Annotated in this window: 21 protein-coding genes; 8 read left to right on the top strand and 13 right to left on the bottom strand. The window is 67.1% G+C overall.

Features of this window, described 5'->3' with window-relative positions:
- Positions 1–57: 57 nt before the first annotated feature.
- From AC3A3G_RS12510 to AC3A3G_RS12480, 7 genes are all read right to left on the bottom strand, one after another.
- Complete coding sequence (locus AC3A3G_RS12510) at positions 58–747, bottom strand: winged helix-turn-helix domain-containing protein (RefSeq protein ID WP_125901616.1); 690 nt, start codon at positions 745–747, stop codon at positions 58–60.
- Between the two features lie 10 nt (positions 748–757).
- Entirely contained in the window at positions 758–3,427 is a 2,670-nt protein-coding gene (locus AC3A3G_RS12505) for a DUF4118 domain-containing protein (RefSeq protein WP_487488325.1), read from the bottom strand.
- Positions 3,424–4,014 (bottom strand): potassium-transporting ATPase subunit KdpC, encoded by a 591-nt coding sequence (gene kdpC, locus AC3A3G_RS12500; RefSeq protein ID WP_200166525.1) that lies wholly within the window; start codon positions 4,012–4,014, stop codon positions 3,424–3,426. Before kdpC ends, AC3A3G_RS12505 begins: the two co-directional genes overlap by 4 nt.
- A complete protein-coding gene (locus AC3A3G_RS12495) occupies positions 4,014–4,748 on the bottom strand; it encodes a TorF family putative porin (RefSeq protein WP_487488324.1) in 735 nt (244 codons plus the stop codon). Before AC3A3G_RS12495 ends, kdpC begins: the two co-directional genes overlap by 1 nt.
- Before the next feature lie 30 nt (positions 4,749–4,778).
- The gene (gene kdpB / locus AC3A3G_RS12490) at positions 4,779–6,773 is read right to left on the bottom strand and encodes a potassium-transporting ATPase subunit KdpB (RefSeq protein WP_487488392.1); all 1,995 of its coding nucleotides are present in this window, start codon (positions 6,771–6,773) and stop codon (positions 4,779–4,781) included.
- 100 nt (positions 6,774–6,873) lie between these two features.
- Positions 6,874–8,586, bottom strand: coding sequence for a potassium-transporting ATPase subunit KdpA (kdpA, locus tag AC3A3G_RS12485; protein ID WP_487488323.1), 1,713 nt, complete (start codon positions 8,584–8,586; stop codon positions 6,874–6,876).
- Between the two features lie 16 nt (positions 8,587–8,602).
- A complete protein-coding gene (locus AC3A3G_RS12480; RefSeq protein WP_157677928.1) occupies positions 8,603–8,695 on the bottom strand; it encodes a potassium-transporting ATPase subunit F in 93 nt (30 codons plus the stop codon).
- Between the two features lie 397 nt (positions 8,696–9,092).
- Here AC3A3G_RS12480 and AC3A3G_RS12475 point away from each other — a divergent pair, with 397 nt between their 5' ends.
- The 6 genes from AC3A3G_RS12475 to AC3A3G_RS12450 are packed head-to-tail and all read left to right on the top strand — an operon-like array spanning position 9,093 to position 15,070.
- Positions 9,093–9,719, top strand: a complete 627-nt coding sequence (locus AC3A3G_RS12475; RefSeq protein WP_200166517.1) for a DUF4129 domain-containing protein — start codon at positions 9,093–9,095, stop codon at positions 9,717–9,719.
- Complete coding sequence (locus AC3A3G_RS12470) at positions 9,716–10,942, top strand: DUF4350 domain-containing protein (RefSeq protein WP_368924774.1); 1,227 nt, start codon at positions 9,716–9,718, stop codon at positions 10,940–10,942. The genes AC3A3G_RS12475 and AC3A3G_RS12470 overlap by 4 nt, the downstream gene beginning before the upstream one ends.
- Positions 10,929–11,885 (top strand): AAA family ATPase, encoded by a 957-nt coding sequence (locus AC3A3G_RS12465; RefSeq protein WP_487488322.1) that lies wholly within the window; start codon positions 10,929–10,931, stop codon positions 11,883–11,885. Before AC3A3G_RS12470 ends, AC3A3G_RS12465 begins: the two co-directional genes overlap by 14 nt.
- A complete protein-coding gene (locus AC3A3G_RS12460) occupies positions 11,882–13,198 on the top strand; it encodes a DUF58 domain-containing protein (RefSeq protein WP_368924773.1) in 1,317 nt (438 codons plus the stop codon). The genes AC3A3G_RS12465 and AC3A3G_RS12460 overlap by 4 nt, the downstream gene beginning before the upstream one ends.
- Positions 13,195–14,199, top strand: coding sequence for a stage II sporulation protein M (locus AC3A3G_RS12455; protein ID WP_289648039.1), 1,005 nt, complete (start codon positions 13,195–13,197; stop codon positions 14,197–14,199). The genes AC3A3G_RS12460 and AC3A3G_RS12455 overlap by 4 nt, the downstream gene beginning before the upstream one ends.
- Positions 14,189–15,070: an RDD family protein gene (locus AC3A3G_RS12450; protein ID WP_243637672.1), complete on the top strand. Its 882-nt coding sequence runs from the start codon at positions 14,189–14,191 to the stop codon at positions 15,068–15,070. The genes AC3A3G_RS12455 and AC3A3G_RS12450 overlap by 11 nt, the downstream gene beginning before the upstream one ends.
- A 20-nt stretch (positions 15,071–15,090) precedes the next feature.
- On the opposite strand, the gene AC3A3G_RS12445 is transcribed toward AC3A3G_RS12450, so the two are convergent.
- The 6 genes from AC3A3G_RS12445 to AC3A3G_RS12420 form a co-directional block, all read right to left on the bottom strand.
- A complete protein-coding gene (locus AC3A3G_RS12445) occupies positions 15,091–16,023 on the bottom strand; it encodes a DUF7847 domain-containing protein (RefSeq protein ID WP_200166511.1) in 933 nt (310 codons plus the stop codon).
- A gap of 318 nt (positions 16,024–16,341) precedes the next feature.
- Positions 16,342–17,091, bottom strand: a complete 750-nt coding sequence (locus tag AC3A3G_RS12440) for a DUF6683 family protein (RefSeq protein ID WP_325135752.1) — start codon at positions 17,089–17,091, stop codon at positions 16,342–16,344.
- Between the two features lie 169 nt (positions 17,092–17,260).
- Complete coding sequence (locus AC3A3G_RS12435; protein WP_200216103.1) at positions 17,261–18,019, bottom strand: DUF6683 family protein; 759 nt, start codon at positions 18,017–18,019, stop codon at positions 17,261–17,263.
- A gap of 93 nt (positions 18,020–18,112) precedes the next feature.
- Positions 18,113–18,775, bottom strand: a complete 663-nt coding sequence (locus tag AC3A3G_RS12430) for a hypothetical protein (RefSeq protein WP_200166505.1) — start codon at positions 18,773–18,775, stop codon at positions 18,113–18,115.
- 89 nt (positions 18,776–18,864) lie between these two features.
- Positions 18,865–19,263 carry a flagellar biosynthetic protein FliO gene (locus AC3A3G_RS12425; protein ID WP_200216105.1) on the bottom strand — a complete coding sequence of 133 codons (399 nt, stop codon included), beginning with the start codon at positions 19,261–19,263 and terminating at the stop codon, positions 18,865–18,867.
- Positions 19,260–20,471, bottom strand: a complete 1,212-nt coding sequence (locus AC3A3G_RS12420) for an EscU/YscU/HrcU family type III secretion system export apparatus switch protein (protein WP_487488321.1) — start codon at positions 20,469–20,471, stop codon at positions 19,260–19,262. Before AC3A3G_RS12420 ends, AC3A3G_RS12425 begins: the two co-directional genes overlap by 4 nt.
- Before the next feature lie 491 nt (positions 20,472–20,962).
- Here AC3A3G_RS12420 and AC3A3G_RS12415 point away from each other — a divergent pair, with 491 nt between their 5' ends.
- Together AC3A3G_RS12415 and AC3A3G_RS12410 are read left to right on the top strand one after the other, a co-directional pair.
- Positions 20,963–21,457, top strand: coding sequence for a lytic transglycosylase domain-containing protein (locus tag AC3A3G_RS12415; RefSeq protein WP_487488320.1), 495 nt, complete (start codon positions 20,963–20,965; stop codon positions 21,455–21,457).
- A gap of 53 nt (positions 21,458–21,510) precedes the next feature.
- Positions 21,511–23,535 carry an FHIPEP family type III secretion protein gene (locus AC3A3G_RS12410; protein ID WP_487488319.1) on the top strand — a complete coding sequence of 675 codons (2,025 nt, stop codon included), beginning with the start codon at positions 21,511–21,513 and terminating at the stop codon, positions 23,533–23,535.
- Positions 23,536–23,542: the final 7 nt, after the last annotated feature.

Here is a 23,542-nt window from a genome sequence, read left to right as displayed (position 1 = left end):
CGCGGGTCTATAGTCGATGGACGCGACGAAAAGATCACAAGGCGCGGCTGGCGTACTTCAGACGCTCAGCCGATACCCCACGCCCGGTTCGGTCGCGATCAGGCGCGGCTGGGCCGGGTCCGCCTCCAGCTTCTGACGCAACTGGCCGACCACGACGCGCAGATACTGGGTGTCCTCAGCATGGGCCTTTCCCCAGACGGCGGTCAGCAAATCTCGATGACCGACTACCTTTCCCGCATTACGCGCCAGATGCGCCAGGACGTCGTACTCCTTGGGCGTCAACCGCACGGCCGCAGCCGCGCGGGTGATCAGACGGCGCTCCAGGTCAATGATCACTTCGCCTGCCGTTAGAGGTCCGGTTGCTTCGGGGCGAGACACGGTCTGACGAAGATTGGCGCGGAGCCGAGCCAACAGTTCACCAACGCCGAAGGGCTTTTCAACATAGTCATGGGCGCCCAGGTCAAGAGCCGCGATCTTCTCGGCCTCCCTGTCCCGCGCCGACAGGACGATGATCGGCCCGGCGTAGAACTCGCGGGCGCGAGCCAACACGTCCTTGCCGTCCATGTCGGGCAGGCCGAGATCCAGCACCACGGCGTCAGGGTTCCACAGGGCGATGCCGCGCAAGCCCTCCTGCCCGCTGTCGGCGCGACGCGGCTCATAGCCGGCGGCGTCCAGCGCCGGGGAAAGGAAGCGGTGGATCTGGGGCTCGTCGTCGATGACGAGAATCTGAGGACGAACGGCGGCCATGCGACGGACTCTAGAGCAGGCTCGGGTGAGTGACGACGGCCTTGGGCAGGCTGATCAGGATACGAGTGCCTTTTCCGTCCTGAATGGGGCTGGCGGCGGCGATGCGGCCGTTCATGGCCTCGACGAAACCCTTGGCGATGGCCAGACCCAGACCAGCGCCCTTGGTTCGGTCTGACGGCTCCTCCATGCGGCGGAACTTGTCGAAGACCCGTTCCAGCTCGGCGGTCGGGATGCCCTTGCCCTCGTCCTCGATGGAGATCACGACTGCGCCCCGGTCCTCATAGGCGGCCAGTTCGACCGTCGAGCCGTCGGGGCTGTAGGCGATGGCGTTTTCCAGGATGTTCACGAGCGCCTGTTCCAGCAACCCCTGATCGACCATGACCAGACTGAGCTGGGCCGGGAAGTCGCGGGTCATCCTGCGCTGCCCCAGACGCCGCGCCACCCGCTTGCCCGCCGCGTTCAGCACGTCGCGCACATCAACCCAGTCGGCGCGGATGTTCAGGCCGCCGCCCTCCAGACGGGTCATGTCCAAGAGGTCGCCGACATAGCGGCTGAGACGCTCGGCCTCCTCGCGGATCGACAACAACAGATCGGCGCGTACGGCGGGCGTCAGCTTGTCGCCTAGGTCGATCAGGGTGGTCGAGGCGCCCAGTACGGTCGATAGCGGCGTCCGCAAGTCATGGCTGACCGAGTTCATCAGCGCGCCCCGGAAACGGTCGGTACGGCGCAGGGTCTCGGTCTCGACCGCCTGGCCGGCCAGGTCGGCGCGCTCGACCGCCACCGCGCCCTGATCCAGCAGGGCCAGGGCCAGCTTCTCTTCGTCAGAACCCGGCGACAGGGCGGCGGCCTCGATTCCCGCCACGCCCGCCCGGTCGCGCACGCCTTGCAGAAGCCGGAAGGTCCAGCGCGCCTGAGGCAGGGTACCGGTGCCGTGGCCGGCGGGTTCGCCTTTTTCCCAGGCCCAGCGCGCGGCGGCCATGGCTTCGGCGTCCAGTTCGGGCTTGCCGGGCGCTCCGGCGGTCAGGATCAGTTCGCCGTCAACGGGCAGCAGGACGACCGCCCCGGTCCCTGCGGCGGCCGCCGTCTGTTCGGCCAAGATGCGCGCCGCCTCGTTCCGATCACCGATCCCGGTCAGACGCTGACTGGCGGCCAGAAGGGCGGACACCGCCGAGGCGCGACGTTGAGCCGCCCTGGCCTGCTCTCGCACCCGCCCCGCCAAGGCGCCAGTCGTCAGGGCCACGCCCCAGAAGACGATCAGGGTCAGCACGTCCGTCGGCGACCCGATGGCGAAACTGAACTTCGGTTGCAGGAACAGGAAGTTGTAGGTCAGGAAGGCGACGGTCGCCGCCGCCAGGGCGGGCCGCAGCCCATAGAGCGCGCCCGCCGCCAGAACCGCCGTCAGATAGATGACGCCCAGGTCCACCCGTTCAAACGTCCGGTCCAGCAAGAGGGCCAGTCCCGTGGCGGCGACCACGCAAGCCGCGCCGACGGCGTAGCCACGCCACCCTCCAGCCAGGTTCAGGCGAGCCTCTTTCGGCGATTTGGGCGGCGGCTCGATCTCGTCGGTGACGACATGGATGGCGACGCCGCGCGCCTGGCGCAACAGTTCTCCGGCCAGCGAACGGCCCAACCACTCCGACAGGCGGCTGTCTCGGCCCTTGGCCAGAACGATCTGGGTGACGTGATTGTTGTGCGCGTGATCCATCACCGCACGCACTACGTCGTCGCCGCTGAGAACCACTGTACGACCGCCCAACTGCTCGGCCAGTTTCAGCGCATCAGACAACTTGCCCGCCGAGCCGACGCCGTGGCGCGCGCCAGACGGCCGGTCGACATGAGCCACGGTCCAGGGCGCGTCCATCATCATGTCGGACATGCGCCGCCCTGTCCGTACCAGAGGGCCGGCCATGGCGTCGCCGGCCACCAGGACCAGGATGCGCTCGCCCGCCGCCCACGGCCCGGCCGCCCCCTGTTCGCGCAGACGGGCGGTCAGCTGATCGTCCACCGTCTGGGCTGCGCGGCGCAGCGCCAGTTCGCGCAGGGCCGTCAGGTTCTCGACCTTGAAGAAGTTGTCCGAGGCCAGCCGCGCCGTCTCGGGCACATAGACCTTGCCCTCAGCCAGACGCTTGCGCAGCTCCTCGGGGGTGATGTCCACCAGTTCGATGTCGTCGGCGCGCGACAGGGCGCTGTCGGGCACGCTCTCGCGTTGGCGGACGCCCGTGATGCGCAGCACCACGTCCGACAGGCTTTCCAGATGCTGGACGTTCAATGTGGTCCAGACGTCGATCCCGGCCTCCAGGATCTCCTCCACGTCCTGCCACCGCTTCGGATGGCGCGAACCGGGCGCGTTGGAGTGGGCGTATTCGTCGACCAGCAGCAGGTCCGGACGGCGCGCGATGGCCGCGTCGATGTCGAACTCCAGCAGAGTCCGTTCGCGATAGGCGATGGGCCTGCGGGCCATGACTTCCAGCCCGCGCAGCAGGCTCATCGTCTCCTTGCGGCCGTGGGTCTCGACCACGCCGACGACGACGTCCTCGCCCTCGGCCTTTCGTCTCCGGGCGGCGCGCAGCATCTCATAGGTCTTGCCGACGCCTGGCGACATGCCCAGAAAGACCTTCAGCCGCCCACGCTTGCGCGGGGCGGCCGGGGCCTGATCCGTAGAGAGAATCGGCGACGTCATCCGCCCTCGGTCGTCAGAAGGCCGAGGCGAGCGTCCAGCGCCTGATTGGTCAGCAGCACATTGACCCGCGGCTGACCCAGTACGCCGAACGTGCGGTCCTCGACATGCTGTCGGATCACTTCACGCACCTGCGCCTCCCCTACGCCGCGCGCCTTGGCGATGCGGGCGGCCTGAAGCTCAGCGTAGGCCGGAGAGATATGCGGGTCGAGACCCGACGCAGAGGCCGTCACGGCGTCAGCGGGGATGGCCCTTGCACCCGTCTCGCTTTGCAAGGCATCGGCGTCCGTCTTCACCCGCGCGATCAGATCGGGGTTCAACGGGCCGAGGTTGGAGCCGGACGAGGCGGCGGCGTCATAGCCATCGCCCGCCGCCGACGGCCGGGAGTGCAGATAGCCGGGCGCAGCGAACGCCTGGCCGACCAGGGCTGAGCCGACCACCTGCCCTTCCTTGTCGCGAACCAGGCTGCCGTTCGCCTGATCCGAAAAGGCCGCCTGGGCTACGCCCGTCACGGCCAACGGATAGCCGACGCCCAGAACGCCGGTGAACAGGGCGATCATGACGATCGCCGGGCGAATATGATTCAACATCAGAAGTTCGCCTTCAGGCTGGCGACGACGCGGCTGTCATAGGCGGAGCCGAAGCCGTGCTCGTCAGTGTCGAAATAGCGGACGTCCAGGCCCAGCCGCTCCGTCAGCTGATAGGCCGCGCCCAGGTTCCAGGTCGTGTAGTCGAAGTCCGACGACACCCACTGACGCCCCAACGCCGCCGAGAGCGTCCATTTGTCGGCCGGGCTGATCGCCGCATTGATCTCGGCATAGGTCGCCTCGTCCTCGGACGCGCCGAAGAAGTCCGGCGAATAGTAGATCGCCGCGCCCAGCGTCGCCGGGCCGACCGCGCGCGAAGCGGCGGCCTTCAGCTCGACATAGTCATAGTCTGCGCCGTTCGGCTGGCCGGCGTAGAAGTAGCTGACCACGCCGAAGTCCCAGTCAAAACCGCCGAACGCAGGGCGAACGCCCGCATAGAGGTCGATCTCGGCGTCGGTGTCGGCGTCTCCGGCGAAGGAGACATTCCCGGCCCAGGCTCCAGCGTAGAAGACGCCTTGCGTCGCATCCACCCCGGCCGAGATCGCCGGATCGCCTTCATTCTGGCTGACGCCCCGGAAGACGTAGTCGGTGGCGACGGCGGCGTTGAGGGCCACGTTCTGAGCCTTGGCGTCCGTGGGCGCCGTGCACAGACCCAGGGTGATGACGGCGACCAGACAGGCTCCGCCCACCAGGGCGTTGTTGAGGTCCGAACCGTCGAGTTTCTTGCGATTACGCATGATGGTTTTCCTTGCGCCTCAGGGTCGGCTTCAGGCCAGGCCGAGGGCGGAGATGACGATGTCGATGAGCTTGATGCCGGCGAAGGGCGCGATCAGGCCGCCCAGTCCGTAGATCAGCAGGTTGCGGCCCAGCAGCTTGCCCGCCCCCACGGCGCGGTATTTCACCCCGCGCAGCGCCAGCGGGATCAGGGCGACGATGACCAAGGCGTTGAAGATGACCGCCGACAGGATGGCGCTTTCCGGGCTGGACAGCTTCATCACGTTCAGCGCCGCCAGCGACGGCAGGCCGACCACGAACATCGCCGGGATGATGGCGAAATACTTGGCCACGTCGTTGGCGATCGAGAAGGTGGTCAGGGCGCCGCGCGTGATCAGCAGTTGCTTGCCGACCTCGACGATCTCGATGACCTTGGTCGGGTCTGAGTCCAGATCGACCATATTGCCCGCCTCGCGCGCGGCCTGGGCGCCGGTCTGCATGGCCACGCCGACGTCGGCTTGAGCCAGAGCGGGCGCATCGTTGGCCCCGTCGCCGCACATGGCGACCAGACGCCCCTTGGCCTGTTCCGCCTTGATCAGGCGCATCTTGTCCTCGGGCGTAGCCTCGGACAGGAAGTCGTCGACCCCGGCTTCAGAGGCGATGGCCGCCGCCGTCACCGGGTTGTCGCCGGTGATCATGACAGTGCGCAGGCCCATGCGGCGCAGATCGGCGAAGCGCGCCTTCACCCCCGGCTTGACCACGTCCTTCAGGTGGATGACGCCGACCAGGACGTCGTTCTCGACCACCGCCAGGGGCGTGCCGCCCGAGCGGGCGATGCGGTCCACGGCGGCGCGGAACTCGGCGGGCGCGGCGCTTTCGGCGACGCCCAGGGATTTCAGCACGGCGTCGACCGCCCCCTTGCGCCACGACTGGCCGTCAGCTTCGAGGCCCGACTGGCGGGTCACGGCGGTGAACGGAATGGTCTTGGCTCCGGCGGGCATGTCGCCCGTCACGCCGGCGTTGCGCCCCAGCTCAACGATGGAGCGGCCTTCCGGCGTCTCATCGGCCAGGGAAGCCATGACCGCCGCACGCATCGCCGCCTCGGGGCGAACGCCGGGCGCGGGGATGACCTCGGTCGCCATGCGGTTGCCGAAGGTGATGGTGCCGGTCTTGTCGAGCAACAGGGTGTCGACGTCGCCTGCCGCCTCCACCGCGCGGCCTGAAGTGGCCAGAACGTTCACCTTCAGCAACCGGTCCATGCCGGCGATGCCGACGGCGGACAGCAGCCCCCCGATGGTCGTGGGGATCAGAGTGATGAAGAGCGCGCCCAGGACGATGGGGTCCAGCTTGATGCCCGAATAGGCGCCCAGACCCAGCAGGGCCGCGACCGCGATCAGGAAGATCAGGCTCAGGCCGGCCAGCAGGACCGACAGGGCCAGTTCATTCGGCGTCTTGCGACGGTCCGCGCCCTCGACCATGGCGATCATGCGGTCGAGGAAGGTCGCGCCGGGGGCCGAGGTGATGCGCACCTTGATCCAGTCGGAGACGACCGTGGTGCCGCCCGTGACGGCCGAGCGGTCGCCGCCGCTTTCGCGGATGACGGGCGCGCTTTCGCCGGTGATGGCGGCTTCGTTGACCGAGGCGACGCCTTCGACGATCTCGCCGTCCGAGGGGATGACGTCCCCGGCCTCGACCAGAACGACGGCGCCGATCTCCAGCTCATGCGCCGGGGTCGGAACGACCATGCCGGTCTTGGGATCGACGATCAGCTTGGCCTTGGTGGTGACGCGAGAGGCGCGAAGGCTGTCGGCCGCCGCCTTGCCGCGCCCCTCGGCAATGCTTTCCGCCACGTTGGCGAACAGCACCGTGGCCCACAGCCACAGGGCCAGTTGAACGGCGAAGCCCGCCGCCTGTCCCGTCGCCACGGCGGCGACCGCCGAAACGGTGGCCAGGGCCGCGACGATCCAGGTGGCGAAGATCACCGGGTTGTTGAGAAGCTTGGTCGGGTTCAGCTTGACGACGGCGTCGCCGAGCGCCCGGCCGAGCATGGCCCCGGTCAGCCCGCCCGCGATGGGCGCAGCATACACTCTTTGGTTGGATGGGGAGCTCGACGGATCGAGCGTGACTTGGGTCATGACGGATATCCGATCAGAACCGGGCCGTGACCTGGAGCATGTCGAAATGCTCCACGATCGGTCCCAGGGAGAGTGCGGGGAAGAACTGCAGGCCGCCGAGGATCAGGATCACCCCGATCAACAGGCCGATGAACAGCGGACCGTGCGTGGGAAGGGTGCCGACCGAGGGCGCCAGGCGGGGCTTGGCGACCAGCGCCCCGGCTACGGCCAGAACCGCGACGGCGGGCACGAACCGGCCTAGCAGCATGGCCAGACCCAGGGTGGTGTTCCACCAGGGAGCGTTGGCGGTCAGACCCGCAAAGGCCGAGCCGTTGTTCCCCGTCGCCGAGGTATAGGCATAGAGAATCTCGGACAGACCGTGCGGCCCCTTGTTCAGCAGACCGGTCAGGGCTTCGGGCACGACGGCGGCGACGGCTGAGAAGCCCAGCACCGACAGGGGCACGACCAGGACCGCCAGCATGGCGAACTGGATCTCTCGCGCCTCGATCTTCTTGCCCAGATATTCCGGCGTGCGACCGACCATCAGGCCCGCCACGAAGACCGCCAGCATGGCCATCAGAACCATGACCGCGATCCCCGACCCGATCCCGCCGGGCAGGATCTCGCCCAGTTGCATCAGGAACATCGTCACCGCCCCGCCCAGCGGCATGTAGCTGGCGTGCATGGAGTTGACCGAGCCGTTCGAGGCGCCCGTCGTCTGGGCCGCCCAGGCGACGGACGACGGCACGCCGAAGCGGACCTCCTTGCCCTCCATGTTTCCGGCGGATGCATCGACACCGGCCGCGACCAGAGCGGGCGCAGGTTGGCTTTCGATAACGTAAAGGGCCGAACCCGCCGCGCCCAGCAACAGGACCGCAGCGACCACCAGGGCGCGCACGTCCTTCTTGGCTAGGACGCTGCGGCCGAAGGCGAAGAAGGCCGCCCAGCCCATCACATTGATGCAGACCGCCGTGATCAAGGTGGTCAGCGGCGTGGGGTTCTCCAGCGGGTGGGCCGAGTTGACGTTGAACACGCCGCCGCCGTTGATGCCCAACTGCTTGATCGCCAGTTGGCTGGCGGTCGGGAACAGGCTGATGGTCTGCTGACCGCCCTCCAGCGTCGTCGCCTGGGCCGAAGACGCCAGCGACTGCACCACGCCCAGCCCAGCCAGCACCACGGCCACGATGAAGGCGATGGGCAGCAGGACATAGAGGCTGGTGCGCGTCAGGTCGGCCCAGAAATTGCCCAACCCCTCGCCGCGATTGGCGATGAAGGCGCGGGCCAGCGCCGCCGCGATCGTCGCGCCCGTGGCCGCCGAGACGAAGTTCTGCACCGTCAGGCCGACCATCTGGGTGAAGGTCGAGACGGTCGTTTCGCCGCCATAGCTCTGCCAGTTGGTGTTGGTGACGAAGCTGACGGCGGTGTTGAAGGCCAGGTGCGGGCTGAGACCGTCAAACCCCTGCGGGTTCATCGGCAGGGCGCCCTGCAGTCGCAGCAGGCCGTAGAGCAGCAGGAAGCCCGCCAGGTTGAAGGCCAGCAGAGCGCCGACATAGCCCAGCCAGCCCTGGCTGCGCGTCGGATCCACCCCGGCGGCGCGATAGAACAGGCCTTCGACCGGCTTCATCACCGGGTCCAGCCAAGTGCGTTCGCCGTTCCAGACACGCGACATATAGACCCCGATCGGCCAGCCGAGCATGACGGCCAAACCGAGGGTCAGGGCGATTTCCGCCCATCCTTGAATATTCATCTTGAGGCGGCTCCGCTCAGAACCGCTCGGGCCGCAGCAAGGCCGCGACCATATAGCCGGCGATGACCAGGGCGCCGACGCCCCAAAGGACGTTCAGCCACACGGTCACAACCTCCTCAACACAATGGCGAGGGCGGCGAAGGCCACGAAGGCTCCAACGCCGATCACCACGAAAATCACATCGGCCATGCCGACACCTCCAGCTCAACTGAAAACCGGAGAAGACCTCTGACGGGCGTAAAGGGGCCATGCGGAAAGCCGGTCGCCGCATAAGGCGCGCATAAGGCCGCGCTTAGGTCGGGATTAGGCAGGAGGACGCACAGGCCACGCCCTTCACGCCTCTCAGTCAGGCCGAACACATCGCCCGCCGTCTACAGAAGCAGGTCGACCGACTGCGAGCCTGGGTCATGCGTACAGGTTGAAACCTCAGCCCTGGGCAGCCATCCGCAGTTGACTTGAGCTTTTCCGCCTCTATGGCATGAGCCATGGGTTCGAGGAACGTTGGGATGCAGGGGGAGGCTTCGGCTTCTGGCGAAAAGGTCGCCCAGGCCCATGCCGCGTTGCTGAAGGATTCATCGCTTCAGTTCGATCGCGCCAATTTCGACCCCCCGCCTACGCCCGGCTGGCTACGCTGGATCGGTGAAGCCCTAGAGTTCCTGGCGCCTGTTCTGAAGTGGGTGTTCTGGATCGGGCTGGCTCTGCTGGCGGGGCTGATCCTTTACGCCATCGTACGCGAAATCCTGCGGCTGCGGAGACCCGCCGCCAAGCCCGTCAAGCCGGTTGTCCCGATTGAGACTGACTGGCGGCCCGACGCTCAGGCGGCGCGCGACCTGTTGGCCGAGGCCGACGCCCTGGCTGCACGCGGTCAATACGCCGACGCCGCGCACCTGCTGCTACTGCGCAGCGTTCAGGACATCGAGAAGCGCCAGCCGCGCGCCCTGCGCGTGTCGCTGACCTCGCGCGAGATCGCTCGGCTGAAGGCCCTGCCCGATGCGGCGCGGCCTGCTTTCGAGCGAATCGGCAAGGTGGTGGAGCGCAGCCTGTTCGGCGGGGCCGCCGTGGGCGCCCAGGACTTCGCCGACTGTCGTCAGGCTTATGAGGCCTTCGCCCTGCCCGAAGGCTGGCGCGCATGAGCCGTTCCGCCAAGGCGGCCGGAAACGCCTTTTCACCCGTCGTCATCATCAGCGTGCTGCTGGTCAGCGTCGTCGCCCTGGCCGGGCTAGGCGTACTATCGGCCTATGCGCCCGAACTGAAATCCGGCGATGACGGCGGCGGCCACGCCCTGTCTCGCAGCTCGACCGGCTTCGGCGCCATGCCGGTCCTGCTGCGAAACCTCGGCGTGCCGGTGACGATGAGCCGAGGCCGCCTGACGCCGTCCTCGGACGAAAGCTTGCTGGTCCTGACGCCAACACCGAGCACCCAACCCGAGCAGATCGACGACATCAACCATGCCGGCGCGACTCTGATCGTCCTGCCCAAGTGGAACGCGACGCCCGACCCCAAGCACCCTGGATGGGTTCGCACAATGGGCTTGCTGCCTGCCCAGACCTCACTTGCGCCGCTGAGCGAACACTTGCGTCAGGGCGCCCGTTTGCAATCGCGCGACGGCCGCGTGACCGTTGCCTTGAAACGCCCTGACGGCACGCCCCTCGGCGCGCCAGTGGATGTCGATGCGCTGAAGACCCTGTCCGGCCCTGACTGGGTTCCTGTCGTGACGGACGATCAGGATCGCCCCGTTCTGGCCAGACACGCGACCACGCGAGTCTATGTGCTGGCCGACGCCGACCTGCTCAGCACCCACGGGCTGAAGACGCTGAATGGCGCACGCACGGCCGTCGCCCTGCTGGACGTCGTACGGGCGGAGGACGCGCCGGTCGTATTCGACCTGACATTGCATGGGATGCAGCGCACGCGCAGCCTGTTGCGGTTGATGCTGGAGCCGCCGCTGCTGGGTATGACGCTGGTGCTGGCGGCGCTGGCGGCCTTTGCGGGCTACCAGGCCGTGGTGCGTTTCGGCCCGGCGCGCGAGAGCGGCCGCGCCATCGCCCTGGGCAAACGCGGACTGGCCGACAATACGGCGGGGCTGGTGCGGCTGGCCCGGCGCGAGCACCACATGGCCGCGCCCTACGCCCTGTTGACCCGCGCCGCCGTCGCCCGCGCCATCGGCGCCCCGCGTCGCCTGAGCGAGTCCGAACTGGACGCCTTCCTCGACCGTGTCAGCCGGACCACTGGCGCGCACTCGACCTATTCCGCCCTGGCTGATCAGGCTCGGGCGGCCAAGACCCCAGGCGACCTGATGCGGGTCGCCGTCGCCCTCTATCGCTGGAACCAGGAGCTGACCCGTGCACGTCAATGAGGTGAAGACGATCGCCGAGCGCATCCGCGCCGAGATCGCCAAGGCCGTGGTAGGCCAGGACGGCGCCGTTGATCTGCTGCTGACCGCCCTGTTTGCAGGCGGCCACGTCCTGCTGGAAGGACCGCCCGGCACCGCCAAGACCCTGCTGGCGCAAAGCTACGCCCGCTCGGTCGGGCTGGACTACGGCCGCATCCAGTTCACGCCCGACCTGATGCCGGGCGACATCTTGGGGTCGAACTTGTTCAACTTCCAGACGTCCAGCTTCACCCTGACGCGCGGGCCGATCTTCTGCGAGCTGCTGCTGGCGGACGAGATCAACCGCACCCCGCCCAAGACCCAGGCCGCCCTGCTGGAAGCCATGCAGGAACGCCGCATCACCATCGACGGCCAGACCCATGCGCTGAGCCCGCGTTTCACCGTGGTCGCCACCCAGAACCCGATCGAGCAGCAGGGCACCTATCCGCTGCCCGAGGCGCAGTTGGATCGCTTCCTGTTCAAGCACGTCCTCGACTATCCCGATCTGGAGCAGGAGCGCGCCATCATCGCCGCCCACGGGTCGCGCACAGGCCAGATGGACCCCGTCGCCCTGGGCGTCGAAACCGTGGCCGAAAGCGCCGCCATCGCCGCCGCCGTGGACGCCGTGGCTCAGGTGCGGCTGACGGACGAGGTCGTCGGCTATATCGCCGCCCTGGTGCGGGCCACGCGCGATTCCGCCGATGTGGAGACGGGCGCCTCGCCGCGCGCCGGGGCCATGCTGGCCGTCGCCGCCCGCGCCCGCGCCGCCCTGGACGGTCGCGACTACGTCATTCCCGATGACGTGAAGGAACTGGCGATCCCGGCCCTGCGTCACCGTCTGGTGCTGTCGCCTGCAGCCGAGATCGAAGGCCGTCGCGTCGAGCAGGTGCTGGCCGGCCTGGTGGATCAGGTGGCGGCGCCCCGGTGATCTATCCGACCCGACGTGCGGTGACGGTCCTGGCGGCGGGGGCGCCCGTCGCCCTGCTGGCGGGCGTGCTGACGCCCGTCGGCTGGCTGACCGGTCCGGTCTGGATCGCCGGCGTGCTGCTGCTGTTCGCGCTGGACGCCCTGCTGAGCGGCTCGCGTTCTAGCCTGACGCTTGACTCGCCCGAGCCGGTGCGCGCCGCCGTCGGGCGGCCGGGTCTGGCCGGGTTGACGGTGCGCTTCGCCGCCTCGAGCCGCGCGCCGCATCAGGTCGAAGCCGCCCTGTCGGGCGAGGCCAAACTGGGCGTGGACGACACCCCGCGTCAGGCCGCGGTGCGTGGCCATGTCGCCTCCCTCGCCTTCCCCTTCACGCCCGAACGACGCGGCGACGCGGCGCTGCATGAGCTTTGGGTGCGCTGGCGCGGACCGATGGGTCTGGCCTGGAAGCAGAAGACGTTCCGCCTGGATCTGTCGGCGCCGGTGCTGACCGACCTGCAGTGGGTGCGTGATCAGGCGGTGCGCCTGTTCGCTCGCGACGCCCTGTTCGGGGCCAAGGCCCAGCTGGACATCGGCGAAGGCGCCGAATTCCAAGCCCTGCGCGACTATCAACCCGGCATGGATCGGCGCGCCATCGACTGGAAACAGTCGGCCCGCCACGCCGCCCTGCTGGCCAAGGAGTTCCGCACCGAGCGCAACCACAACGTCATCATGGCCCTGGACTGCGGACGCGCCGCCTGCGAGCCGGTCGGCGGCATGCCGCGTGTCGACCGTTTCATTCACGCGGCCCTGCTGCTGTCCTACGCCTGCCTACGTTCGGGCGATCGAGCGGGCCTGTTCGCCTTCGATTCCCGCCCGCGCCTATCGACCGGCGCCGTCGGCGGCATGAACGCCTTCCGAACCCTGCAGACGGTCGCCGGCCGCGTCGATTATTCGACGCACGAGACCAACTACACCCTGGCCCTGGCCACCCTGTCAGGACAGCTCCAGCGCCGATCCCTGATCGTGGTTTTCACGGACTTCACCGATTCCACCGCCGCCGAGCTGATGATCGAGTCTCTGGGCCGGTTGCTGAAACGCCATCTGGTGCTGTTCGTCGTCCTGCGCGACGAGGAGTTGGAGGCCCTGGCCGCCGCCGCGCCGGAAACGGCCGAGGAGGTGTCGCGCGCTGTCGTCGCCGCCAGCCTGCTGCGCGAGCGCGAAACGGTCATCAGCCGCCTGCGCCGCATGGGCGCCCACATCGTCGACGCCCCCGCCGATCAGGTCGGGCCCGAGGCGGTCAACGCCTATCTGGACCTGAAGCGGAGGGATCTGCTGTGACTGACGCCCCCCTGCTGAAAAGCCAACGCTTCCGCCAGGCCCGTGAAGAGGACTGGCGCCGCCTGGAGCGGTTGATGGACAAGGCCGAAAAGGGTTCGGCATCCAAACTGACTGATGAAGAGATCCTGGCCGTGCCGGTGCTGTACCGCTCGACCCTGTCGGCCCTGTCGGTGGCGCGCGAGACCTCGCTGGATCAGGGGCTGATCGACTATCTGGAGACGCTGTCGGCGCGGGCCTACTTCTTCGTCTATGGGTCGCGAGCGACGTTGCGAGACCGCATGACCGCCTTCTTCCGCCATGATTGGCCCGCCTCGGTGAAGGGCTTGTGGCGCGAGACCCTGGTGTCCGCCGCCCTGATGCTGCTGGGCGCCGTCGTCGGCGGCTGGTTGGTCATGCACGATCCCGAATGGTTCTACGCCTTCGTGCCGGGCGATCTGGCCGGCGGGCGCGATCCGGGCGCATCGACCGCCACCCTGCGCGCCACCCTGGACGGGACGGATAACGCCGACGGCCTGTCGGTGTTTGCGGCCTTCCTGTTCACCCACAACGCCCAGGTCGCCTTGCTGGCCTTCGCTCTGGGATTCGCCCTGTGCCTTCCGACCGGATTGCTGATCCTCTACAACGGAGCGACACTGGGCGCCTTCTTCGCCCTGTTCGCCAGCCGAGGCCTGGGCTTCGAACTGGGCGGCTGGCTGTTGATTCACGGGGTGACGGAGTTGTTCGCCGTCATCCTGGCCGGCGCCGCGGGTCTGAGGATCGGCTGGGCCGTCGCCTTCCCCGGCCGGGCCCATCGCCTGGACGCCGCCGTCCAGGCCGGGCGGACCGCCGGCGTCGTCATGGGCGGGGTCGTCGTCATGCTGCTGCTGGCTGGGCTTCTGGAGGGTTTCGGGCGGCAGCTGATCGCCGACACCGGTCTGCGCTACGCCGTGGCGAGCCTAACAGCATTGATCTGGGGGCTCTACTTCTATGGCCCAAGACGGGAGATCCCCCGTGTCCGCTGAGGTCGTAAAAGTCGACAAGACCGAACGCCCCTTCGTCACGCCCGAGGGCGTGGACCTGAGGCTGAACATCGGCGACGCCGGACAGCGAGCGGCGGCCTTCCTGCTGGACGCCGGGATCATCATGGGGGTGCTGATCGCCTTCACCCTGGCCCTGATCTTCACCGGCGTCGGCGCCATCGGCGCCGCCGGACGAGCGGGCGCAGAACTGATCGCCGTGCTATGGCTGGTGGTCTTCTTCCTGCTCAGAAACTTCTACTTCACCGCCTTCGAACTGTCGGCCGCAGCCGCCACGCCCGGCAAGCGGGTGATGGGGCTGCGCGTCGCCTCACGCGACGGCGGACGTCTGCGGGCGGAATCGGTGTTCGCGCGCAACGCCATGCGCGAGCTGGAGGTCTTCCTGCCGCTGTCCTTGCTGGTGACCCAGGCGGGCCAGGGCGGGGTCGATAGCTGGATGTATCTTCTGGCCTTCGTCTGGGCGGCGATCTTCGTCTTCTTCCCCCTGTTCAACCGGGATCGGCTGCGCCTGGGCGACCTGGTCGGCGGCACCTGGGTGGTGCGTACACCGCGCCGTAAACTGACCCGCGACATGGCTGACGACAGGTCCGAGCGGATGGCGGGCCACGACTTCACCCTGGCTCAACTGGATGCATATGGAGCCAAGGAGTTGCACGTCCTGGAGTCCGTCCTTCGCACCGGAGAGCGCAAGACCATGCGCGCCGTAGCCGACCGCATCATGACCAAGATCGGATGGGCTCGCGATCAGCATCAGACGGATCGCGACTTCCTCAGCGCCTACTACGCCGCCCTGCGAGGCCGACTGGAACAGAAGCTGCTGATGGGCGTGCGACGCCGGGACAAGCACGACGTCTGACCCCGCCTGATCCGTCCTGGTCAGTCGAAGACGGCGGCCAGAGCCTCAGGCCCGGCTCCTTCCTTGACGGTCCGCAGTTCGTAATAGAGCGCCGCCACGCCGGCCGAAGCGACCACGGACGACAGGATATTGACCAGCACGCCCGAGACCACGTTGACCCAAAGGTTCGGGCTGCCGTCCAGGAAGCTGCCTCCGGTGGCCAGTCCGAGCGCGCCGATCGCCGCCCCGATGATCCACGAAAGAATTACATAGATGACCATCAGACCGAACACGTTCCAGCGATAGCCGCGCGTCAGATCCCGGCTGCGCTGCAAGCTTTCGAACACGCCTCTCTTCTCGACCACCACTGCGGACGATGCGACCGACCACATCACGGAAATGATCACGCCCGGCACGATCAGGGCCAGATAGCCCAACCCAGCGCCCAGAGCGGCGATGATGGCCACGCCTAGCAGGGGCAGGAACATCTTCACGCCCACGTCGAACGCCTGGCCGAAGGATGTCGCCTTGCCGTTGAAACTGTTGACCGCCGCCTTCACCACCATGCCCTGAAGCATGAACATGCCCACCAGATAGAACACCCAGCCCGCGCCCATGGCCAATAGGCCGGTCGGAGAATAGCCGGTCACGAACGACGTCTGGCCAATTCCCATGAGAGTGCTGGGAATACCCACCATAATCGCCGCCGCGCCGAAGAAGATCGCGGCGTTATCACGGATGGTCGAGAAGGTGCGCTGGATCACGCGCCCCAGGTCGAACTGACCGCCCCGATTGACAACCTGCGATGTCCAGGCCGCCGGCGTGGAGGACTGCAAGGCGAAAATCTCGGCCGCCTGCGAATCCGGCATGGGAACGAAATCGACCTTCTGGCCGCGCGTCAGCGGCAAGGGCGTCCGAACCTGAGTGACGTTGAACAGGTAACGCGTCGTATCGTCGCCCAGGATGGCCCCCATCCCAGTCGCCTGATCGAATGTCAGAACTTCACCACGCACGATCACGCCCCCTCTTGCTTCACCTCCGGCCTAACGTTGCAACGCCAGATTGACCAGTCCCTTTTGACGGAACTTCAAGCGTTCACGGTCAGCGCCGATCAGACCATGAGGTTCTCATCAGCGGTTTCGGCGCCTGAAACGCAATCCCGTCCACAGGGCCGCGGCGGCCACCCCTACCAACACCAATCCAATCGCCCCATAAGCAGGAAGGCTTGGTGACGACGAGACGTGCATAATTTCAGACCGGGGATTGGCCTCCGGGCTTTCGCCCTGCCCCTTTCAAGAGGCGGACACCAGGCCCGCGTCAGTCAACTGCAGTCGACGCAGATCAACACCCATTTCGTTACGGAACCGCGCAACAGCCGCATCGCCCAGACGCCGCATCATCGCCTGATCGCCCCGCTGCATCGCATCCACATAGGTCGCCTGTTGCACTAGGAAGTTCAGCATCAGCACCTCGGCCATCTCCTGGCGCCCGGCATCGCCCAGTCGCGCCACGGCGGGCGATCCGCCAATGACGCCACGCACCTGATCGCGCACGGCCAGCGCCTGCGTTCGGTTGTTGTCGCCCTGATTGGCCATGATCCAGTTGAGAATCCAATAGGCCGCCATGGCGTCGGCCAGATCACCAGTGCGCAGACCGTCTTGGCGCACTATGCTCGCCCAGCTGGCGATCGGATCACCGCCCTGAAATGCCGAACGCGCCCGTTCAGCGGCTTCGCGACCGGAAGTCCGCTCGATGAATTCCGCGAACTGAGCACGCACGCGCGTCGAAACGGTCGACGAGGAACGATAGGTAGTCTGAACCGTCGCCCGACGCTCCGGCGCCGTCGCGCTTGCGGCGGCCGCGCCTCGCGACGGCGCGCGCGCCTGGGAAGGCGGCTCCATCATGTTGTCACGTATGGCGGCGTGCATCTGGTTCATCGCGTCAGCCGTCGCGAAGCCCTGAAAAACATAGTCCTGGGCGCGAGCCATCGGCGCGCTTGTCGCCGCATAAGCCATTGCGGCCATGATCACCAAATACTTCACAGCAAGACCCCTAACCCTGACGTCGCCGACGCATCACGGCCCAGATCGCCGCAACGAACAAAGCTCCTGTCGCCAATCCAGCCGCCCCATAGGCAAGAAAGCCCGAAGATGACGAATCATGCGAAACTTCAGACGGGGGATTGGCCTCCGGGCTTTCGCCCTGCCCCTTTCAAGAGGCGGCCGTAAACCCGCTGCCGCCCAACCGCAATTGGCGCAGATCCACGTTCATCTCATTACGGAACCGCGTCGTCGCCGCATTCTGCAGACGACGCTGCATCGCCACATCATTGTCCCGCATAGCGTCCTCATAAGCGACGCTCTGGGCGATGAAATTCAGGATCAATACCTCAGCCATTTCCTGCTTCTGGGCGTTGTTGAGTCCGCTGAACGCAGGATTGCTGCCCATGATGTTTCGAACCTGAGCCTGTACGCCCTGAACCTGAGACCTGCTCACAGTTCGCACGTCGTTGGCGATCTGCCAGTTCAGCATCCAGTAGGCGGTCATAGCGTCCGCGACGTCGCCGCGCCGCAGGCCGTATTGTGCGACGTGTCGCCCCCAACGGGCGAAGAAATCCTGCTGGTCCATCGCCGCCGCAATCCCCGGGCCGTCCCCGCCCGTCGAACGCACGAAGTCCGCGAACTGGCGCTTGACGCGCTGCGTGACCGCCGGCGACGACTGATAGGTTGTGCGGCCCGTCGCGGCGGCGCGACGTTCCGATGCCGCCGCGCCCGCAGCGACCCCGCCTCGCGACGGAGAGCGAGCATCAGACGACGACTCCATCATGTTGTCGCGCATGGCGGCGTGCATCTGGTTCATGGCATCCGCCGTCGCGAAGCCCTGGAAGGCGTAGTCCTGGGCCTGTGTCTGAGACGCGCAGAGCAGCGCCGCTGCGACCGCTCCCGCCAGAAACACCTGCTTGCCGCTCATCTCCGCCTCTCCACTGCAAAAACGCTCATTCCTCAAAAGCACAACGGCGGGCGATGGTTTCGCCCGCCGTTCCACAAATCAGCCCGTTCAGTCCTAGCCTTGCTTGCGAGCCAGGGTCGAAGCGGATTCGCCGATCGACTTCAGCGCGTTGTTCAGCGCCTGGGACACGAAGTCCAACTCCTTGCCGACAGCCGTCATTTCGGCGGACAGGCTGCCCATCTTGGGCTTCTTCTTCTGGCTTTCGGCATCGATCTTCTCGCCGATCTCGGCCATGCGCTCCATCTTGGCGTCCAGGACGCTGCCCAGCGCCAAGGCCAGACGCAGCATGAAGCTCTTGCCGTTCAGGCCGCCAGGGATGGCGTTGCCTTCTTCATCGCGGCCGCCGGTGCGGGCCTTCTCCAGCGTCTTGTCGACCAGATCCTGAACGATGTCGTTCATTTGACGCTCTATGCCGCCGGCTTCGAAGGCGCCGCCGCCCGTAGCCTGAGCCAGACCCGCGGCGGATTCACCGATGCTCTGGAAGGCTCCGCCCGTATTGCCGGTCGCCGCCGCGAAAGCGCCGATCGACAGATCGATCACCGACTGCGGAAGGCCCAGAGCCTGACCGACCTGCTGCAGAACCTGCTGGCCGATGGACGACACAACCTGGGTCAGAGCCGCCTGAACCAGCGCCGATGTGCCGCCCGTCGCGACCGCCAGGGCCGCCTGGCTGATGAGGCTGCCGATGTTGAAGCCGCCGCCGCCGATGCCGAACATGATCTTTCTCCGAATAAGTGTGCGTTTCCGGTTCGCCGGCCAGGCGCCTCGCCCGGAAACCCCGACGACCTCACGAAACCACCCGTCCCCTATCCTCGGTAGTCAGGCCGTTCCCCAGCTAGGGACTTCCCTAGCCAACGGCGCAGGCGCGGCGGAACGCGGGCGGAGACGGCCGCCGCCTGAGCCCGCGCAGCCTCGGCGCGGACCGCGTCCTCGGCGATTTCTTCCGCCGTGCGAGCGCGCCGGTCCAGAACGGTGATCCCCCCCGCCGTGACGCCCAGCAGCAGCATTTCGTCGCGCCAGACCACCACCGTCGCCCGCTCGCGTGTTCCCAGCGGCAGCGAACGGATGAAGCGGATCTCGTCGCCGCTGGGCGCGCCGCTCTGGACCTTCTTCAACATGCGGATCGAGAAGAAGGCCAGGCCCAGCACCAGGGCCAAGGCGACCAGAACGGTCAGGAAGTCCATCAGCAGGGCGAAGGGCGTCATTGCGTCTCCGAGGGGGAAGCCACGCCGTCGTCCGGCATGGCGGGAAAGAGCGGGGCGCGGCGGGCGGGTGCGGCTTCGGGCACGGCGGCGTCGCCTCGGCCTTCGCCCTCCGCTGTCAGATCAACCGGTTCAAGCGTCTCGCCTCGCGCAACCTCGTCGCGCAGGCGGCGCGCGGTCAGGATCACTTCGGCGACGGCGGCGAACATGTCCTCGGGCACCACGGCTTCGACCGGCACCTGTTCGTGCAGGGCGCGGGCCAGGGGGACGTTGCGGATGATCGGCACCCCTTCGCGCTCGGCCATGCCGCGCATGGCGCGGGCGATCAGGCCGTCGCCCTTGCCCGCCACCACCGGCACGACATGTTCGCCGGGATCATAGGCCAGGGACACGGCGATGTGGGTCGGATTGACCACCAGGGCGGCGGCCCCGCGCACGGACCCGACGGCGCTGGACTGCGCCCACTCCTGGGCCAGCTCGCGGCGCCGCGCCTTGACCGTGGGATCGCCCTCCATGTCCTTGGCTTCTTGACGGATGTCGCGACGACTCATCCGCAGCCGCTTCATGAAGCTGAAGCGCTGATAGGCCGAATCCAGGATGGCGACGAAGACGAAGACCACCAGGGTCCAGCCCAGCAGGTGAAAGCCCGCCGCGCCGAACGCGCCCAGCACCTCGCCCGGCTGGGCGGCCGGCAGGCGCAGGATGCGGTCGAACTGGCCGAACAGGATCAGACCCGCCAGTCCCAGCAGCAGAACTGTCTTCACCAGCGACTTCGCCACCTCGAACAGGTTGTCGGTGTTGAACATCCGCTTCAGACCCTCGCCGGGGTTCAGGTGGTCCAGCTTGGGCGTCATCTTCTCCAGCGTGAAGACCGGCCCGGTCTGCAGGAACTCCATCAGCGACGCGAACAGGGCCACCGGCAACAGCAGCAGCGCCGTCAGATAGACGAACCGCCGCGCCGCCGACCACGCGACCTGTTCGAAGGCGTCGCCGAACGGCTGATCCATCACGCGGAACACGTCGTCGAACAGGGCGGCGAAATTCTCGAACACCGCCCCCGCCAGCATCAGGCCGACCAGCAGCCAGGCCAGCAGCACGGCGGTGGAGCCGACGTCCTTGCTCTTGGCGACGTCGCCTTTCTTGCGCGCGTCCTGAAGCCGTTTCGGTGTCGGCCGCTCTGTCTTGTCGCCGCCGTCGTTCTTCTCCGCCACGCGCGCTCCGCCTCATCGAACAGGTATGAAAAACATCAGGAACAAGCTTTGCCGAATACAGAAACAGCACAGCTTATGGTCAAGCTTATTCCTTCTCCGCACCCTGACAACTTCAGAATAAAAACAAGCTAAGGTTAATCCTACTGGCAGAAATTTTCATTCCCGATCTCGTTGACGACATTCATGAGCAATAATATCGCTGTCACACAAGATCGAAATTCACATAGCTTCGGGCGAAATACGAAGTGAGACAATTTTGCTCGGCAACAGGCACAGTAATACTTATAATTACTGCATGGAATCACTCCGCAATTGCGGAAGACTGTAGCGCTACCTCGTCGCAGCTGGTCGCTTCAGCCGCTTCCGTCAGCCAGTTTTCCCTGGCGCTGGGAAGCGGAGCGCTCGGATCAGGGCCTTGCTCGGCACACGCCCAGCGAGAGACGCGAGCGGCGCAGCAACTGCTGATCTACGACAATGAGTCGCCAACCGAGGTGATCGGTTCCTCGGAAACCGTTGTTTTTTACAAACCGCGAAGTTCCACGACCGGCTCGGGGCCAGACCGCAGCAGGCCGCCGCACGGCGATCTGATCGCAGCAGCGGCGCGCGAGCACGACATCGATCCCGCCCTGCTACAGGCGATCATCAGTGTGGAATCCGCCGACAATCCCAACGCTCGCTCGCCCGTCGGCGCGCGCGGCCTGATGCAGGTGATGCCCGCTACCGGCCGCCGCTTCGGCGTCGCCGACGAGATGCGGCTGCACGAGCCGGAAACCAACATTCGCGCCGCCTCGCGCTACCTGAAGACGCTTCAGGGCCTGTTCGGCAACGACCTGCGCCTGGTGCTGGCCGCCTACAACGCGGGCGAAGGCGCCGTGCAGCGTTACGGCCGCAACATCCCGCCCTACCGCGAGACCCAGGACTACGTCCGCAAGGTCATGGCTCGCTACGACCAGCTCCTCACCGCCCGCCGTTCCTCCTTCCGATAGTTCTCACCGATCTCCCGTTCGGCCTGATCCGCCGGCAGCCACAAGGCGCGTCCATGTCCTTCGCCAGCCCGCTGAAACTGCTGGGCCTGCGCCACAACGGCGGAGGCGTCGGCCGCTATTCGGACCTGTTCCTGGTGGCGGGGGTGGCGGCGATCATCGCCATGATGATCATGCCCCTGCCGTCGCTGGCGATCGACGCCCTGGTGGCGATCAACATCAGCGCGGGCGTGGTGATGCTGCTGGTGTCGATCTACATCGTCTCGATCGTCGACATCTCGGTCTTCCCCAGCCTGCTGCTGATCACGACCCTGTTCCGGCTGGCGCTGTCGATCGCGACGACGCGGATGATCCTGCTGGAAGGCCACGCCGGGGCGATCATCAACACCTTCGGCAACATGGTGGCGGGCGGCAATCTGGTCGTCGGCCTGGTGGTCTTCCTGATCATCACCGTCGTGCAGTTCATCGTCATCGCCAAGGGCGCCGAACGGGTGGCCGAGGTCGCCGCCCGCTTCAGCCTGGACGCCATGCCGGGCAAGCAACTGTCGATCGATTCCGATCTGCGCTCGGGTCTGATCGACAAGGATGAGGCCAAGCGCCGCCGCCGCCTGCTCGAAATGGAGAGCAAGCTGAACGGCAATCTCGACGGCGCGATGAAGTTCGTGAAGGGCGACGCCATCGCCGGGATCATCATCGTGGTGATCAACCTGCTGGGCGGCCTGGCCGTGGGCATGTTGCAGAACGGCATGGATTTCGGCGCGGCGGTCCAGAAATACTCTATCCTGACCATCGGCGACGGCATGGTGATGCAGATCCCGGCCCTGCTGGCGGCCATGTCCGCGGGCCTGCTGGTGACGCGCGGTGGCGATTCCGAGACCGACGCCCACCTGGGCGCCTCGATGCACCGCCAGTTATCGGCCCAGCCGAAGGTCTTCCTGGTCGCGGGCGGCATGTGCTGGCTGCTGGCCCTGGTGCCCGGTTTTCCGACCGTGGTCTTCCTGCTGTTGGGCGCGGTCGCCATGACCGCCTCGGTCATGATCGAGCCGCGCTGGCGCAAGTCGGCCGGGCGCAAGATGAGGGCTCTGACCGGCCGCTCGTCCGCAGAGACCGAAGGGCCGATCGCCTCGACCCAGACACGGCCGACCGAAGGCGCCGCCATGACGCCTCTGCTGCTGGAGATCGACGGCCGCACCCTGCGCGCGACCGATCCCGAGCGTCTGACCGCCGCCCTGGAGACCCTGCTGGACGAGTTCGAGGCCTCGCTGGGCGTGGCCCTGCCGCGCGTGACGGTGCGCTACGGCCCGGCCGAGGCGGCGGACCGCTGGCGGCTGATGGCGTTCGAGGCGCCTTTGGGCGCGGGCGATCCCGGCCCGGCCGAGGATGCGCTGGAGGCGACTCTGGCCGGCGTGCGCGGGCTGCTGCGCCGCAACGCAGGGATGTTCATCGGCATCCAGGAGGCCTCGACCCTGCTGAACCGCGCCGGCGAGAGCTATCCCGAGGTGGTCAAGGAGGTCGCGCGCGCCCTGCCCCTGGCCCGCATCGCCGAGATCATGCGTCGCCTGGCCGAGGAAGAGGTGCCGCTGCGCAACCTGCGCGACATCCTGGAATCCCTGGCCGACGCCGGTCAGCGCGAGAAGGATCCGCTGGCCCTGACCGAGTTCGCCCGCGTGGCCCTGCGTCGCCAGATCAGCCACCGCTACGCCCCCGACGGGGTGCTGAAGGCCGCCGTGCTGGAGCCCGCGCTGGAGAAGCATCTGCGCGAATCCATCCGCGTCGGCGGCGCCGGTCAGCAGCTGGCGCTGGAGCCGGACATGGCCCGCCAGATCATCGAGGCCGTGCAGAAGACGGTGCGCGACACCGACGCCGACGCCGTGCTGGCCGCCATCGACCTGCGCCGTCACATCCGCAAGCTGGTCGAGCCTGAACTGTTCGACACCCCCTCCCTGTCGTTCCACGAGCTGCTGCCCAGCCTGAAGCTCGAGATCGTCGGCCGGGTCGCCCTGCCCGACATCGACGCGGCGACGCCGGCGGCTGTTCCCGCCCCCTCCGCTCCCCCCGCCTCCACGGCCGCTGCGGCCTGAAACGACG

The sequence above is a fragment of the Brevundimonas sp. Soil_N_31 genome, assembly GCF_057655995.1.
This window is presented reverse-complemented; position numbering and strand designations above follow the sequence as displayed.

What these genes read in the sequence shown, in the direction of transcription:
- AC3A3G_RS12430 (WP_200166505.1), bottom strand. Translation starts at nt 18,775, where the DNA reads ATGTTCGGCATCGGCGGCGGCGGCTTCAACATCGGCAGCCTCATCAGC.
- kdpA (WP_487488323.1), bottom strand. Translation starts at nt 8,586, where the DNA reads ATGAATATTCAAGGATGGGCGGAAATCGCCCTGACCCTCGGTTTGGCC.
- kdpB (WP_487488392.1), bottom strand. Translation starts at nt 6,773, where the DNA reads ATGCTCGGCCGGGCGCTCGGCGACGCCGTCGTCAAGCTGAACCCGACC.
- AC3A3G_RS12475 (WP_200166517.1), top strand. Translation starts at nt 9,093, where the DNA reads ATGCAGGGGGAGGCTTCGGCTTCTGGCGAAAAGGTCGCCCAGGCCCAT.
- AC3A3G_RS12470 (WP_368924774.1), top strand. Translation starts at nt 9,716, where the DNA reads ATGAGCCGTTCCGCCAAGGCGGCCGGAAACGCCTTTTCACCCGTCGTC.
- AC3A3G_RS12435 (WP_200216103.1), bottom strand. Translation starts at nt 18,019, where the DNA reads ATGAGCGGCAAGCAGGTGTTTCTGGCGGGAGCGGTCGCAGCGGCGCTG.
- AC3A3G_RS12410 (WP_487488319.1), top strand. Translation starts at nt 21,511, where the DNA reads ATGTCCTTCGCCAGCCCGCTGAAACTGCTGGGCCTGCGCCACAACGGC.
- AC3A3G_RS12510 (WP_125901616.1), bottom strand. Translation starts at nt 747, where the DNA reads ATGGCCGCCGTTCGTCCTCAGATTCTCGTCATCGACGACGAGCCCCAG.
- AC3A3G_RS12495 (WP_487488324.1), bottom strand. Translation starts at nt 4,748, where the DNA reads ATGCGTAATCGCAAGAAACTCGACGGTTCGGACCTCAACAACGCCCTG.
- AC3A3G_RS12425 (WP_200216105.1), bottom strand. Translation starts at nt 19,263, where the DNA reads ATGACGCCCTTCGCCCTGCTGATGGACTTCCTGACCGTTCTGGTCGCC.
- AC3A3G_RS12505 (WP_487488325.1), bottom strand. Translation starts at nt 3,427, where the DNA reads ATGACGTCGCCGATTCTCTCTACGGATCAGGCCCCGGCCGCCCCGCGC.
- AC3A3G_RS12445 (WP_200166511.1), bottom strand. Translation starts at nt 16,023, where the DNA reads ATGGGGGCCATCCTGGGCGACGATACGACGCGTTACCTGTTCAACGTC.
- kdpC (WP_200166525.1), bottom strand. Translation starts at nt 4,014, where the DNA reads ATGTTGAATCATATTCGCCCGGCGATCGTCATGATCGCCCTGTTCACC.